Raw genomic sequence first — 13,538 nt, 5'->3', positions numbered from 1 at the left:
TGGTATAACATATAGTTGAATGCAGAATAGATTTAGTTTCCTTGGCACTCTTTCAGATGTTTTTTTAAGAAACTTCCTGACATCCGAGTCTATAGTAGGTCCTGTCTGGAAGGATACGTTCATTTTTCTTTTTAAAATAAGGAATTTCGTAATTTCCTGGTCTGCTTAGCCTATTTCTGTAGGATTTATCTTTTTTGGATTTGTTTTCTGCCATGGTTTGATGTTTAAGAAATCTATTAGTAATGAAAAAAATTGCAAAAATTAAGCCGTTCAGCGAAAAATATACTTTACCATAACACAGATTTGCACTATAAAAGTTTTAATATTTACATTCCTACAAATAAGATCGTCCGAATGGAAAATTTAAGAAATGAGCTGAATGAAATATGAGGTACTACCGGAAATAATCTGTACATTTACATTAGGTATAATATACTGTTATTTAACACTTTAAACAGAATCATTGTTTATCCTACAAGCTCGTTATAAAATAAAGCCTAATGCCATTATTATGGAAAATTATTTATATTTCTTTTTATTATTTTTGCTGACCTCTCAATCGGCTTGTGGCCAGCTATCAGAAATAAAATCTGATAATCCACTTCAAACCGAGTTAGATATTGCAGTAGAAAAGTCCGTTTCTGGTTTTATAAAAAAAGCATCATATCTTCGATATTTCTATTGGAATTTATTCGCAGGGGAAGCCATATCTGTATAATTATCACAGGGGTAAGGGTATACTTCCTACTGGCAATAGTTATTATGGTCTTGGTTCAATAGCCAAAACTTTTACCGGACTGATGCTCGCAAATGCAGTAGTTGAAGGAAAAATGCACTTACATGATGACATCCGAAGGTTTCTTCCTGATCATTATCCCAATCTGGCTTATTTAAACCATCCGGTACGATTGGTTCATCTTGCCAATCATACTTCCGGGTTACCTTCTATGTCGAGAGAATATTCCGGTAAAGAAATGGATCGTATTACAAAGCTCCCACCCGATAAATTAGAAGAATTTTTCAGAGTGTATACTTCCGACAGCCTGCTTAAAGATATGCACCGCTTTAGGCTGGATACAATTCCCGGTACAAAATACCGCTACAATGGCAATGCCTTTATGGTCCTGAATACCATACTTCAGGAAACCTATAAAATACCCTACCCTCAGTTAGTTACCACATATCTCAGTAAAAAATATGGCATGAACCACACTAAACCTTTCTTGAGTAAAGCTGATGAAAAGGCTCTTCTGATGGGGTATGACAGCTCGGGTAAACAGGCACCATTAACCAAAGATGAAGGGTACAGAGCCGCCCCTTCAATGGTTTCCACTACTAATGATATGTTAAAATATATAAAAGCCAATCTTGATGATCATGACATCGTAATGCAGCTGAGTCATCAGCCAACCTATACAACACCGGATGGCATGCAGATCGGATTAGCCTGGCATTTAGGGAAAGATGATCGTGGTGTACCGTATGTGATGCACACTGGTAAAGATGGTGTCGGTTTTACCTCGTTATGTTATCTGTATCCTACAATACAAAAAGGTATTGTTATTCTAACGAACCTGGGAATGGAAGAAGAAGAATTGAATTTACTCAGGAAAAGTATTATTGACAATATTAAGAATTAGTTCAGTAAAGCTGGGCTTGTATCTATGATTCGAGCTCATTGCAGTTTCTATTGACCTTATATAACGAAAAAAGACTGCCTTTGTGGCAGCCTCTTGTATTTCTAATCGTCACAGTGATTAATAGCACAATAATTTCCGGCAGGATGATAGCAACAACGATAATTATCATCCGGGCAATGGGATCCTCCACATGCCGGTCCTATAGGGTCTACACCTTCAACCGGATCAAACGGACCTCCTCCTTTAACTTGTTTTAGTTTCTCTCTTGAAACCTTCTTTAAATTTTTCATGGTTTTTGATTTTAGTTTATTGAGTGATAAATGTAAAAATAATCCGTCAATAAACAATTTAACATAAAAAAATATTACGAAAAAAGCATATCGAACATCAATATATTACTACATCATAGTTTATGACTAATGTCATCTAAATTATCCTGCTCTGAACAAGCACTCACCTAACGCATTACAAATCAACAACAAAAATAAATTGATATTATCAAAAACATAAACGGATAATAGTGCTATGCCTCCTTTATGAGTACTCATAATAAAGATTTAATACACTATTCAAAAATAAATATTCATATTTGCAGCCTCAAACTCAAACACGCTAGTTTATTCATGAGCATTATTTTTTAAAAAAGCGCCTGATCATAGCGCTTGCATTACCTACTGCAGCCTTATATTACGGGCAGAGTACGAAGGATTCATTAGAAAAATCCAAATCCATTGATGAGGTGATGCTGGTAGGGCGAAACCTTAGCCAGACAGCCAAAGAAAGAAAAACACCTGTTGCAGTTTCCAACATTAAGGCAGCTGAGATCCAGGAGAAACTGGGAAATAGAGAATTCCCTGAAATTATGAAGTCTACTCCTTCTGTGTATGTTACCAAAGTAGGAGGAGGTTTTGGAGACAGCAGAATCAACATGCGGGGCTTCGACGGGGCCAATATCGCAGTTATTATCAACGGACAGCCTGTGAATGATATGCAGGGAGGTACTGTTTACTGGTCCAACTGGACGGGGTTAGCAGATATTGCGAGTTCTATTCAGATACAGAGAGGCTTGGGTGCTTCTAAATTTGTGGTACCTTCTGTAGGAGGAACCATCAATATCGTAACCAAAGCTACCGATTCTGAGCAAAAAGCAATGATAAAGGCAGAGGCTGGCAACGATAACTATTCCAGACTTTCAGCAATGTACTCTTCCGGGTTGAAAAACAAATGGGGAACTACCGTATTGCTTTCCCGTTGGCAAGGTGATGGGTATATCAACGGAACTAAAGGTGAGGGATATTCGTGGTTTTTCTCAACAGGATTTAAGCCCAATGAAAAGCACGCGTTCAACTTCATTGCAACGGGTGCACCACAAGTACACGATACAAGAAGATCTTCTGCCACCGGAGCCAATGTGGCAACCCTGCAGCAGTTTGAAACCTATGGAAGAAGATATAATCCGCAGACAGGAATGCTGAATGGTTCTCAATTCAATTTAGCACCTAATTTTTACCATAAACCTATTGCATCTCTTAACTGGGACTGGACCATTAATGACAACCTGAAATTATCAACTGTTGTTTACGGTTCATGGGGACGTGGCGGCGGTGGTACCGGGCTTAACGGTTCCATTAAAAACGCTAACGGAGACACCATGAATTTCATGAATTACGGTCCGGGCGGAGACGGTACCATCAATTGGGATATGATTTACCGTTATAACAGAGGGGGCATGGTAACAGATTATAATGGAAAGACTTTCCAGAAAGGGGCTTTTACAGCTCCTGCAGGCTCCCCAACTGATTATAACGGACAATACGTAACAACTTTAAACGGAACCAACGGTATCGTAAGAAAGCAGAGTATCAATTCTCATGATTGGTATGGAGCTATCGCTGACCTAAATTACCATAAGAATAACTGGACGTTTAACGGAGGTATCGATCTTAAAACTTATAAAGGAGCCCTGTATGATATTGTTACCGATATGTTGGGATCAGATGCTTTATTTGTCCGTAATACGGTAAATGCTCCTAATGGCTACTATATTGATCGTACCGTAAAACCAGAACCTCTTACTAAACTTAATAATGCCCAGAAGGTATCTATATACAACGAAGGTCTGGTAAAATGGGCCGGTGTATACGGAATGGTTGAATATAGTTCTGAAAAGCTGAGTGCATCTGTTCAGGGATCGGTTTCCCAACAATACTACAAGAGAAGGGATTATATGTTGTATACTCCCGGAAACCAGGAAACCAAATGGTATAACAAGACCGGCTATATTGTAAAAGGAGGTGCCAATTACAATATTGATGATCATCATAATGTATTTTTCAATACAGGGATTATTTCCAGACAGCCATTGTTTAATGCTTTGTTTCCATCCAACCAAAACATCTATAACGATGCGAAGAATGAAAGAATTTTTTCTGTAGAGCTTGGGTATGGCTTCAAATCCCGTTATGTAGATGTGAACATCAATGCCTACAGAACACAATGGGATGACAGGTTTATTTCAAGAACTTTCAATGCCACTTCTGCAGATATTGCCAAGTTCTCTCAGTTAAAGCTCGGAAACGCTTATTACTACAATGCCCTGAATGTGGGACAAGTTCACCAGGGAGTTGAATTGGAAGCAAAAGCAAGACCTTTCACTAACCTAAGACTTAGAGGAATGTTGTCACTGGGCAACTGGAAGTATAAAGGAGATGCCAATTTCAACATCATTGATGTTCAAAACAACCAGGAAGTTTCAGGAGCTACCGGAATGATCAATATTAAAGATCTTAAGGTGGGTGATGCTGCACAAACTACCGCAAGCATCGGGGTTGATTATAATATCACCAAAGCTTTCAGCATTGATGCCAACTGGGAATATTATGACAAATTATATGCACAATTCAATCCTATCAACTTCCTTACTGCTGCTGACCGGGAGAAAGGCGTTGTAAAATTACCAAGCTATCATTTATTTGATGTGGGAGCAACTTACAAGTTTAATATTGATCAGAAAAGATCTTTAACTTTAAGAGCGAATGTATATAACCTGTTCAATACATATTATATTTCCGAACTAAGCTCTAATATTCACCCGGGTGATAAGATTGCCAATGGTCCTGATGCAGGAAAAACCTATCAGGAAACCGGCAGAGTCTATCAGGGAATCGCTGATGGAAACACAGGATTCCTTGGTTTTGGAAGAACGTGGTCTGTGGCTGCGACTTTCAGGTTCTAATCAATATATCTGATATAAATTAATTGAACCCGTCATTTTTTGGCGGGTTCTTTTATTTAACGAATTAAGTTAATCCTCAACTGATTTAATCTTTAAATCCATATCAATGATATAAGCAAGATGCTCATGCATTTTTTCTGCAAAATGAAGCTCTGCGTCCATAATCTTGCCGGTTGATTTTTCAAAATTATATTTTGTTTTGACACTGAATTCAAACTGGTCAACAGAGAATACTTTCTCATTTTCATAAAGCTTTTTGATATGACTTTTAATGAGTTCTTCCCGGTTATTCAGTACAGCATGAAACTCTACAAAAAGAATATTTTTTTCCTCTTCAAGCTTTACCAGTTTCAGCTGATAGCTGTACTCTACTCCCTGAATCAATCTGGAACGGATACTCAACGGGCTGGATAAAAAGCTGTAATATTCATTTGGTGGGAATATAAGACTGTAAACTTCCGGTAACAGCAGAATATACTGCAGGTTTCTCTTCAGTTCTCCCTCAAAGCTTTTCAGTCCTTTTTCATAATCGGCAGCCAGTTTAACCTGATCTTTTTCTTCCGGAAAAACAGTGGCCAGTTTATGTTCTTTCCATTCTTTCCAGCTCTTCCAAAGTTCATCTTTATTCTCCACAGAAAGTATCTTTCCGTTTGCATTTCGTTTGATATAAATATTACGGGAAATATCAGCAAGAGCAAGGCTTTGCAGTAAAAAAGGTTTCATCACATGGTCTTCCGTATCTCCTGTAATTTTAAGAAGGTTTATGGTGTTATAAACAAAATCCGATTCTTTCTGTTGACCAATCAACAGTTCAGATGAGGTTTTTAAAGAGATCGGAGGATTTTCCTTTCCCATCAGAAAGGTATTCTCTACATTCAGGGTGTATTCCTGTGAGAATTTTTCGAGCTGAAGAAGGGGAATATTTTCCCCGAAAAAGAAATTTGAAATACTCATTACTTTATTTTGACTCCGGTGCAATTTTACAATGATCTCTTTTAAAGATAAAATTTATATTTTTTACTTTATTTTTTACTTTATTTTTTACTTTTTGCTATCATCTGATCTAATAAATCATCAAACTCATTTCTTTCCGGATTGATATCCATATAATTGAGTGTGAAATTGTTTTTCAAATAATTAAGCAGTTCTTCATCAACTAATAACGACTTTTCCGGACCAATAATGATATCGTCAACATCCTGCTTTCCGATAATCTTCATCCAGTAAAATTCAGGTAATGATTTATTCAATTGGTAATTATCGTTGAGGTACTCACCTTTAGTTACAATCATTTCTGAAAACTCAAATCCAGTGAATTTTGTTGTTTGTAATCCGGTTTTGAGCTTTTCAGTAACAATATAACAAGGATGGCATTCCATTAAGTCATCACCTAACCAGTCTTCAAGTTGTATATGTAATTTTATAACTGTTAAAAATGGAGCTTCTTTCTCCAGAAATTCAGTTTTTTCGCCTAGCCCACAATAACTTCAGGCTGAATTCTTTGATATGTTTTCATAAAAAATTTATAGACTCAAAATAGGCTAGTTTTTAAGATCTTTTTTTAATTCAATAGACAGTATTTTATACAAAATGCTATTCAGAGTTTTCATTCAACTCTTTATCTCTATTTATTAATGGCATAATAAAATCATCTGTTTCCTTATCATACACTGGATCAACAATTAGATACTTGATTTGAAAATTTTTCTTTTAAATAAGCTCTAAATATTTTGCTTTATCAGATCAAAAATATTTGTCTTCTTCACCATTAAATATCTCTTTCCCTTCCAGCATATATGCACTCATTAAAGCATCTTGGGCCTTATCTATTTCTTGAAGTTCAAAATAAGATTCACCTAAACCTAACCATACATAGCCATGACTTAAGCCATCAGGACATTTGAGAGCTTCATTATAATTATTACAGGAATTTTGAAAGTCTTTCAGATTAAAATAGCAGTCTCCTAAAGCTGTGTAAACATGTAACGCTATTTCATAATCATTTTTAGGATTGGGTATATTATCTAAAGCTTCCATATATTTTTTTAGAGCTTCCTTTAGTATTCCTCTCTCTGCAAGGGAATCTCCTTTTTCCAGAGATTCCATTATAGTTTCATACTTTTCATCAGACAGTTCCATATTTACTTAATATATTTTCCGGGATTTTTATAAAGGTCTAGATATTTTGGATCTTCATCCTGAAATGATCTTCCCTCTGACTTTTGAAATGCAATTTTTAAATTCCTCGTATGCATTTTGATATTCATTAAATTCATAATGACTTTTACCTGCAACAAATTCTCTCTCACCGTCATCTAATCTTTCTTTATCACAAAGAAAGAATATATCAATCCATCTTTTTGCTTCACTATTATTTTTTAAGTTGTGTATACTCATCAACTAATGATTTTGCTATAAAAAAAACTTTCATCATAATTTTCTTTAACATCTGGAAGTAAACTCCATTTTTCTAATTCTAATTCAATAATCTTATTATGATTTCCTTTCTCATAATAGTTTTCGATTTTTTCATCAATTTTTTCAAATTGATCTTGAATTTGGTTTGGTAGTTCCATTATTTATTTTTCAAAATATTAATCTTGAAAATATTTATCGGGATTTTTATAGAATTCAAGATATTTTGGATCTTCATTTTCAAAATATCTGAAACCTGCGACTTCTACTACCTGTTTTAATTTGTTATATGACTCTTTATAATCTGCTGTTTCAAATTGATACTTTGCTGTTTCAAACCAAACATCTTCATCAAATAAGTTAAGGGTATTATTATTTTCTATCATTCTATTCAACCAAATCTTTGCTTGATCAAATTGTTTATGGCTAAAAAAACCTTTGTAAATCATTTTTGCATAATTGTATCCTTGGTTCCAATTGTTTTTTGGTTCTGGAAAACAGTTCCATCCTTCTTCAGCTAATACTGAAAATTGGTCAAGATTATTTTCTTTTAAACTGGTAATTGCTTTTTTTTCCAAAATCAATTACATTATTATACTTTTCTGCTTCTAATACTGCCATATTTATTTTTTTATATTAATAATAAATTTATTTTAATGGAGGTAAATATTGCTCAAGAAGTTTTGCTCCTTTGCTTCTATTGGTCTTATAATATTCTAAAACATAATTTTTACTATCTAACATCCATTCTCTTACTTCTTTTGATTTTGCCCCATAATGTCGGCCTGTTTTATTCCACCAGCTTACAGCGTCATCTATATGTCCCATATCTGCTTCTTTTATATCTCTCCAAACTTTATTTCCATCGTCCCAAAATTCTTTTACAGCATTTCCAAATTCGTCTTCAATCCTAGCTGTTGGAGGAACTTCTTTCATCATTCTATCAAAAACTTCTCGTCCTGTTTTACTTGCTTTTCCAGGGGTTCTTCCTAAATATTGAAGTCGTTTTTGATACTTTTTTAACAACATTCGACAAGCATCTGCCAGCATTATGCACCAGCCACGCAAACATACCTACAAAATACGTATGAAAGTTGTCTACCGTAAAGTTATAAACTTTTTTAGGTTCATAGCTATATTCTGTTCTTTCAATGGTAACTTTTTCATCATTTTTGGTTAGAATTTTTTCACCTGCTTCCAGTTCTGAAGCATCTTTCCAACCTTCTTCAGTATAAAAAGGATGTATTGCTGTAGTTTCAATGACTTCTGCTTCCGTATAAATACTAATGGTATGGTCACTTTCATTGGTGATAAGATCAATCACCGGCTGAAGGGCTACAGTGTCTGTATCTTCATCATAAGCCCATACCAGATCTCCAATCCTGATGTCTTCAATATTTTTAATTCCATCCTCGGTATGAACAGGGGTTCCGGCCGGAAAACAGGCAAAAACACAGGTTTTGAGCAGCTTTTTGGCTACATCGTCCACACTTTTCTTTAAGGCTTCCTTGCTCAGCTTTTTCATCGCAGCTTTTCCCATCTGCTGCAAAGCTTCTTTAGAGATCGCTTTTGCCCCTGCTTTGATAGCGCCTTTCACTCCGGCTTTTGCCCCTTGCATCGCTACAGTTCCGGCTCCAAATGAAAACACACCTACAGCAATGGAAGCTACATCCCATATTAAAAATCCGGCATTCATAAGACTGCCGCCTACATCTCCTGTTTGTATATCATTGATAAGGTCCCGGCCGCTTCCCCAAACTGGAATCATCCCTTCTACAAGACCGGCTTCCCCTACACTATTGCCCTGCCCGCTGTCATCAAGTTCACGCTGTGCCTGGTCCTGCATATCTTTTACTTCCTGTGCGGCATCATCCGGCAGGGGAACCTGTCCGCTGGTCATAAACTCTATTTTTCCCCCCACAGGACATTGGCAAGTACTTTTTCCGATCAGGGAATTGATCCCGTTAATTTTTACCTGCCAGGTATCCTTCCAGGTCATAGGAACGGTGCCTGGGGTACAAGGACCACCACTAATCTTGCACACCTTAAAAGAAGGTATGTTAATCAGGGGCCTGGCGTCTTGATTGGTCGCCACCAGACAGCCGTGGATTTTCACCTTCGTATTGAACGTAGGTTTGAAGAAATCCGGGGCTGCTCCCTGATCGCACATCATTAAGGCATTGAGGGTGATGTATTCTAACTCATCCATGATTTCTGTTTTAGAATTACATGATATTAGTATCCCCGGAAGACATTACCGCACTTGGCCCTCCGGTAATCGTAAGTGTCGAGTCTGTAGTAATATCCATTGTTCCACCTGTGCTGGAGAGGGCTAATGCTCCTGCCAGTGCTGTAATATCAATAGTTCCTTTACCTGCTGATGCGGTAATTCCTGCTTCGGATATGGTAATAGAATTTTCTCCAACCTGCAGGGTAATGCTCGTTTTCCCGTCAAGGGTAATATTTCCTCCCGCATCCATTTTTAATAAGGATTGTGGTGGAGAATCTTTTTTTCCTCCCACATTGATAACGTTGGTACTACCTGCATTTACGGTATGATTGCTGTTGGCGTTGGTTGTGGCATTCCCGGTTCCGTCAAAATGCATATTGGCACCACCCTGATCTTTAAGATTCACAGATCCGGCACCATTGTCATATTTCAGTTCGGCCCCACTTCTGCCGCTAAAACTCATGATATTATTTCCTGTCCCGCCACCGGACGCAATTCCTCCATGATACATTCCGCCCATGACAAAAGGACGGTCCGGATGAAGATGTACAAAGTTGACAATTACCTGGTCTCCCACTTCAGGAACAGACATAAAGCCACGATTCTTCCCTACTTTTTCACTGCTTCCGGCATCCGGAGACATTACACGGATAAATTCCGTAGTGTCCTGTCCACCTTGCCAGTCAAGCTGCACCTGTACTCGGCCTTGGTTTTCAGGATCTGTGTTTGAAATTACTTTTCCAAATTGGGGTTCTGCCACCGGTACGGTGAATTCAGGTCTTGGTATAAATCCGGTATCAGCAGCTATAGCCTGGAAAGATCCGTCGTAATATCCTCTTGCATCCACTTCATGGGTTACTTCTATAAGCATGAGTTTGGTAAAATATCCGGTATCATTGGTATCCGTTTTACGCATTTCTATATCTGCAATACATCCCGGATAAAGGAAGGGTACTGTTGTATTCCCGGAGGTTACAAAAACTTCTGAAGCTTTACTTCCGGCAGCTCCTTTCTGTGAAGCGTCAATATCCATGAAAGAAGTAGCTTTGATGGGAGCAACGCGTAAAGACGGTGTCTGAAAAGTTTTTTCCGAGATTTCATATGCTCTTTTAGCTATATCTGAAGTATGGTTGATTTTTGAATTTCCACCTTTGAATTTCTCATTTTTACTGCTGTTATACCCATAAAATGACGGATTGACATGCTGGGCTTTCATTTTGATTTTAATATCTGTGAGATTACTGCCATAAGTCAGTATCACAGGTTTCTCCTGTGGAGGCAGCTGCCCGAAATGCAGCACTTCCCCATCATAAAAGAATTGCTCACCGTAAGCTTCAGCTATCCTTGCCAGATAATTATAATGGGTTTCTTCGTATTGGCAGCTGTAAGAGACATTTCCATGACGGGCGTCTACCCTGAAATCATATTTTCCTTGTCCCAGTCCCTCTTTAATCACTTCATTGGCAATAGTGTTCAGGCTGATGGGCTGAGCTCCGCCAAAGCTTTGAATATGGGGTGCAGCATCCAGCAAAATGGTTGGACTGAACCCTGACAAAACCAGATTCCCCAGGCTTCCCTTTTCCTGGCTGAATCCAACTTCTGTGATAACGCCCACAAAATTTCGTTCAGCACCCCCTTCCACATCTTTATACTTGAAAACAACCGTAATCCTTTTTCCCAGGAAGTTCTGCACTTCTTCAAGATTATGGTTTTCTGCACTTCCTAATGTATCATGGGCCAGAATGAGTTCAAACTCATGATGCCTGGTTGCACTTTGGGTGAGTTTAAAATGTTTGAAATATTTTATAGCCTTCCCTTCCACATGAATATCAAGTTTTACCACGCGGTTAATCCCTGCAATGGCACTCTCAGGGATACGGTCTGCATTGAATATTCTGGAAGTAGGCTGTTTTGCCCAAAGTTTTTCTTTAACAATGGCAGGTTCATTTGGTAATAAAGGCTGATTCAGGAATTGTTTTCCCGTATTCACCGCATTCACTGCATTATTTACTTTTGAAGCAACTTTCTTTACTTCTTTGATTTTTTTATTTTCCTGGATTTTGTTTACAAAACCTGTCTTGTCTGAATCTATTTCCGGTTTTGGAAGATTATTCTGTTCCTTAAACATGACATTATTTTTTTGGTGTATGACTTAATTGGACATTCAACCTTTACAGGTGAGACCCTTTAACTCAAAGAACCAATCGGCAGGTTGCAACGGCCTCTTGAACAAGCTTTTTTGTGATTGATTTTTGTGATTGATCTGAGATGGGTGCAGCTGGAATTTTCAGAAAAATAATTCCACTTTAAGTATCTGACAGTACTTTTTTACAGGATTGTTTTTTATTTTTTTTCATAAATTTCGGTGATTTTGGTAATGCAATATATAACCTTAAGTACTCACGTCAAAATGAATTACCTATTATTTTAAAAATTGTCGTAAAACTACGACAACGAATTTTCAAAAAGCTTTTCATTAAAAGATTCCCTGAATATCACAGATATTTACTTTGAATTTTTATACTGCAAAACCCTCTGATAAAAAGATTGACTGGCAATTTTCCCTTCAGCTTCGTTAATAGCAGCCAATAAGTTGTTCGGGTTGTCTGCAATATCCCCCAAAACCTGAGACATCAGTTCCCAGACCGGCTTCATTTTCTCAATAAGCTCGCTCCCTTTATAAGTCAGCTTAAACAACCTTTTCCGTTCATCCTGCTTATCCTTTTCCCATTGTATCAGCTCCAGTTTTTCAAGTTCTTTGAGCAGGCTTATTGTGGAAGGATGTGTATAGCCTATTTCGTTGGCGATTTCAACGACTCCCGCTATTTCTTTTTTATAGATGGTAAAAATGACCGGAAACCATTTAAGTTCAAAATCAATTCCGAACGCTTTATAAATCATGGCACCATCCTTTCTCAATTGTTCACTGAGCCGGTGCAACCTGGTTGATATGGCAAGAATTCCTGCTTCATTGATAACATTCATATTCAATGGATAGATAAATGATAAAAAAATATTGTCTGCACTCATTAAAGGAAACAGAGGCGGGAGCTTCTCTTTCTCTATTGAAACAAAAAAGTTACGTTCATAGAATCGCTGAGCTGCTTTTAATACCGTTATGGTTCCCAAATACAGTTCGTTGATTTGATTTTCATGACAGAAAGAGATTAAAACCTCCAGTAGAGCCTGGGCAATATTCAGTTCTTTTCCCCTGAATTCCTTTTTCACAAACATTTTCCTGATAGCTCCTGCGTGCTTGTCAAATTTCAGCAAGGCAATAGTGCCTACCAGTTCTCCTTCTATAAAAGCCCCCCAGAAATGCCCTCCTTTTTCATGGTAAAAGTGCTCTATTGCTGCCAGATCCGGTTGATCCTCTAATGTAACAGGAATATTAAATTCCTTTTGCTGGATATTCAGAATAAGATCAATCGCCTGATCTGAATATGAATTGCCGATGGGTTGAATCTTTAGTTCCATTTTTATTTTGATTTAAATTAAAACATGGATGATGAAGTCAGCAGAAAATAATGGTTTCATCTGATCACCTAAGCCACGCCTTTCTTATGATTTAATTTATAGTACAAAACTACGTATTTAACTACATATATCCAAATGAAAAATTTATAGTATATTTATCGGATCAATAAAAAATAAACACTAATGATGGCATTACCCTTTCTTTCATTTGCCCTGGCATTCTGGCTAGGTTCTAAAAACCGTAAAAAATCTGCAATTATAGCATTCGTGGTAAGCATTGTACTTATTGTTGTACTGGCAAAGTATCATATCACAGACCCACTCAACCTCCAATTTTAATAAAGAACTTACAATGAACAATCACACTATTGCTTATATTAATATTTCAGGAATATTAATCATCTCTGCTATTTTATCGGGTGCTTATTATTTTCAGTTTATTATGCATGAACATCCATGTCCTTTATGTTTACTGCAGAGATTGTGCTTCCTTGGAGTTATGTTTGGGCTGTTTTTAAATTTAAAATTTTGGATTTAATTC

17 protein-coding genes are annotated in these 13,538 nt (G+C 37.1%); 5 read left to right on the top strand and 12 right to left on the bottom strand.

Annotated features, from left to right (window positions below; all coding sequences use genetic code 11):
* Nucleotides 1-64: 64 nt before the first annotated feature.
* A complete protein-coding gene (locus HX13_RS22495) occupies nucleotides 65-214 on the bottom strand; it encodes a hypothetical protein (RefSeq protein WP_157837431.1) in 150 nt (49 codons plus the stop codon).
* Between the two features lie 297 nt (nucleotides 215-511).
* On the opposite strand from HX13_RS22495, the gene HX13_RS10040 reads away from it, so the two are divergent.
* Together HX13_RS10040 and HX13_RS10035 are read left to right on the top strand one after the other, a co-directional pair.
* Complete coding sequence (locus HX13_RS10040) at nucleotides 512-718, top strand: hypothetical protein (protein ID WP_128572337.1); 207 nt, start codon at nucleotides 512-514, stop codon at nucleotides 716-718.
* Nucleotides 666-1,640 (top strand): serine hydrolase domain-containing protein, encoded by a 975-nt coding sequence (locus HX13_RS10035; RefSeq protein WP_128572335.1) that lies wholly within the window; start codon nucleotides 666-668, stop codon nucleotides 1,638-1,640. The genes HX13_RS10040 and HX13_RS10035 overlap by 53 nt, the downstream gene beginning before the upstream one ends.
* Nucleotides 1,641-1,741: 101 nt before the next feature.
* Here the strand turns inward: HX13_RS10035 and HX13_RS10030 are convergent, their stop codons facing one another.
* Complete coding sequence (locus HX13_RS10030) at nucleotides 1,742-1,930, bottom strand: bacteriocin-like protein (RefSeq protein ID WP_050020961.1); 189 nt, start codon at nucleotides 1,928-1,930, stop codon at nucleotides 1,742-1,744.
* 452 nt (nucleotides 1,931-2,382) lie between these two features.
* Here HX13_RS10030 and HX13_RS10025 point away from each other — a divergent pair, with 452 nt between their 5' ends.
* Entirely contained in the window at nucleotides 2,383-4,875 is a 2,493-nt protein-coding gene (locus HX13_RS10025; RefSeq protein ID WP_238555215.1) for a TonB-dependent receptor, read from the top strand.
* A gap of 69 nt (nucleotides 4,876-4,944) precedes the next feature.
* On the opposite strand, the gene HX13_RS10020 is transcribed toward HX13_RS10025, so the two are convergent.
* The 10 genes from HX13_RS10020 to HX13_RS22025 all read right to left on the bottom strand — a co-directional run bounded on the left by HX13_RS10020 (nucleotide 4,945) and on the right by HX13_RS22025 (nucleotide 12,997).
* Entirely contained in the window at nucleotides 4,945-5,829 is an 885-nt protein-coding gene (locus tag HX13_RS10020; protein WP_050020959.1) for a hypothetical protein, read from the bottom strand.
* 80 nt (nucleotides 5,830-5,909) lie between these two features.
* Nucleotides 5,910-6,167: a hypothetical protein gene (locus HX13_RS10015; protein ID WP_128572333.1), complete on the bottom strand. Its 258-nt coding sequence runs from the start codon at nucleotides 6,165-6,167 to the stop codon at nucleotides 5,910-5,912.
* 451 nt (nucleotides 6,168-6,618) lie between these two features.
* Nucleotides 6,619-7,014, bottom strand: a complete 396-nt coding sequence (locus tag HX13_RS10010; RefSeq protein ID WP_050020957.1) for a tetratricopeptide repeat protein — start codon at nucleotides 7,012-7,014, stop codon at nucleotides 6,619-6,621.
* Between the two features lie 54 nt (nucleotides 7,015-7,068).
* Nucleotides 7,069-7,272, bottom strand: coding sequence for a hypothetical protein (locus HX13_RS10005; RefSeq protein ID WP_050020956.1), 204 nt, complete (start codon nucleotides 7,270-7,272; stop codon nucleotides 7,069-7,071).
* Nucleotides 7,272-7,451 (bottom strand): hypothetical protein, encoded by a 180-nt coding sequence (locus HX13_RS10000; RefSeq protein ID WP_050020955.1) that lies wholly within the window; start codon nucleotides 7,449-7,451, stop codon nucleotides 7,272-7,274. The genes HX13_RS10005 and HX13_RS10000 overlap by 1 nt, the downstream gene beginning before the upstream one ends.
* Before the next feature lie 18 nt (nucleotides 7,452-7,469).
* On the bottom strand, nucleotides 7,470-7,868 hold the full coding sequence (locus HX13_RS09995; protein ID WP_050020954.1) for a hypothetical protein: 399 nt from the start codon (nucleotides 7,866-7,868) through the stop codon (nucleotides 7,470-7,472).
* Between the two features lie 70 nt (nucleotides 7,869-7,938).
* Complete coding sequence (locus HX13_RS09990; RefSeq protein WP_050020953.1) at nucleotides 7,939-8,229, bottom strand: GH-E family nuclease; 291 nt, start codon at nucleotides 8,227-8,229, stop codon at nucleotides 7,939-7,941.
* A gap of 25 nt (nucleotides 8,230-8,254) precedes the next feature.
* Nucleotides 8,255-9,499: a polymorphic toxin-type HINT domain-containing protein gene (locus tag HX13_RS09985; RefSeq protein ID WP_050020952.1), complete on the bottom strand. Its 1,245-nt coding sequence runs from the start codon at nucleotides 9,497-9,499 to the stop codon at nucleotides 8,255-8,257.
* A 16-nt stretch (nucleotides 9,500-9,515) separates the two neighbouring features.
* Nucleotides 9,516-11,648, bottom strand: coding sequence for a type VI secretion system Vgr family protein (locus tag HX13_RS09980; RefSeq protein ID WP_082129226.1), 2,133 nt, complete (start codon nucleotides 11,646-11,648; stop codon nucleotides 9,516-9,518).
* Between the two features lie 377 nt (nucleotides 11,649-12,025).
* Complete coding sequence (locus HX13_RS22025) at nucleotides 12,026-12,997, bottom strand: GNAT family N-acetyltransferase (RefSeq protein ID WP_128572329.1); 972 nt, start codon at nucleotides 12,995-12,997, stop codon at nucleotides 12,026-12,028.
* 183 nt (nucleotides 12,998-13,180) lie between these two features.
* On the opposite strand from HX13_RS22025, the gene HX13_RS22490 reads away from it, so the two are divergent.
* Both HX13_RS22490 and HX13_RS26340 read left to right on the top strand, forming a co-directional pair.
* Nucleotides 13,181-13,336 (top strand): DUF5993 family protein, encoded by a 156-nt coding sequence (locus HX13_RS22490; RefSeq protein ID WP_156173324.1) that lies wholly within the window; start codon nucleotides 13,181-13,183, stop codon nucleotides 13,334-13,336.
* A gap of 13 nt (nucleotides 13,337-13,349) precedes the next feature.
* Nucleotides 13,350-13,535 carry a disulfide bond formation protein B gene (locus HX13_RS26340; protein ID WP_128572327.1) on the top strand — a complete coding sequence of 62 codons (186 nt, stop codon included), beginning with the start codon at nucleotides 13,350-13,352 and terminating at the stop codon, nucleotides 13,533-13,535.
* The last annotated feature ends 3 nt before the right edge of the window (nucleotides 13,536-13,538 follow it).

Origin of the sequence: Chryseobacterium sp. P1-3, assembly GCF_000738495.1 — a bacterium.
Lineage (GTDB): Bacteria > Bacteroidota > Bacteroidia > Flavobacteriales > Weeksellaceae > Chryseobacterium > Chryseobacterium gallinarum.
Note: the sequence above shows the minus strand (reverse complement) of the source record. Positions and strands in the feature narration are given on the sequence as shown.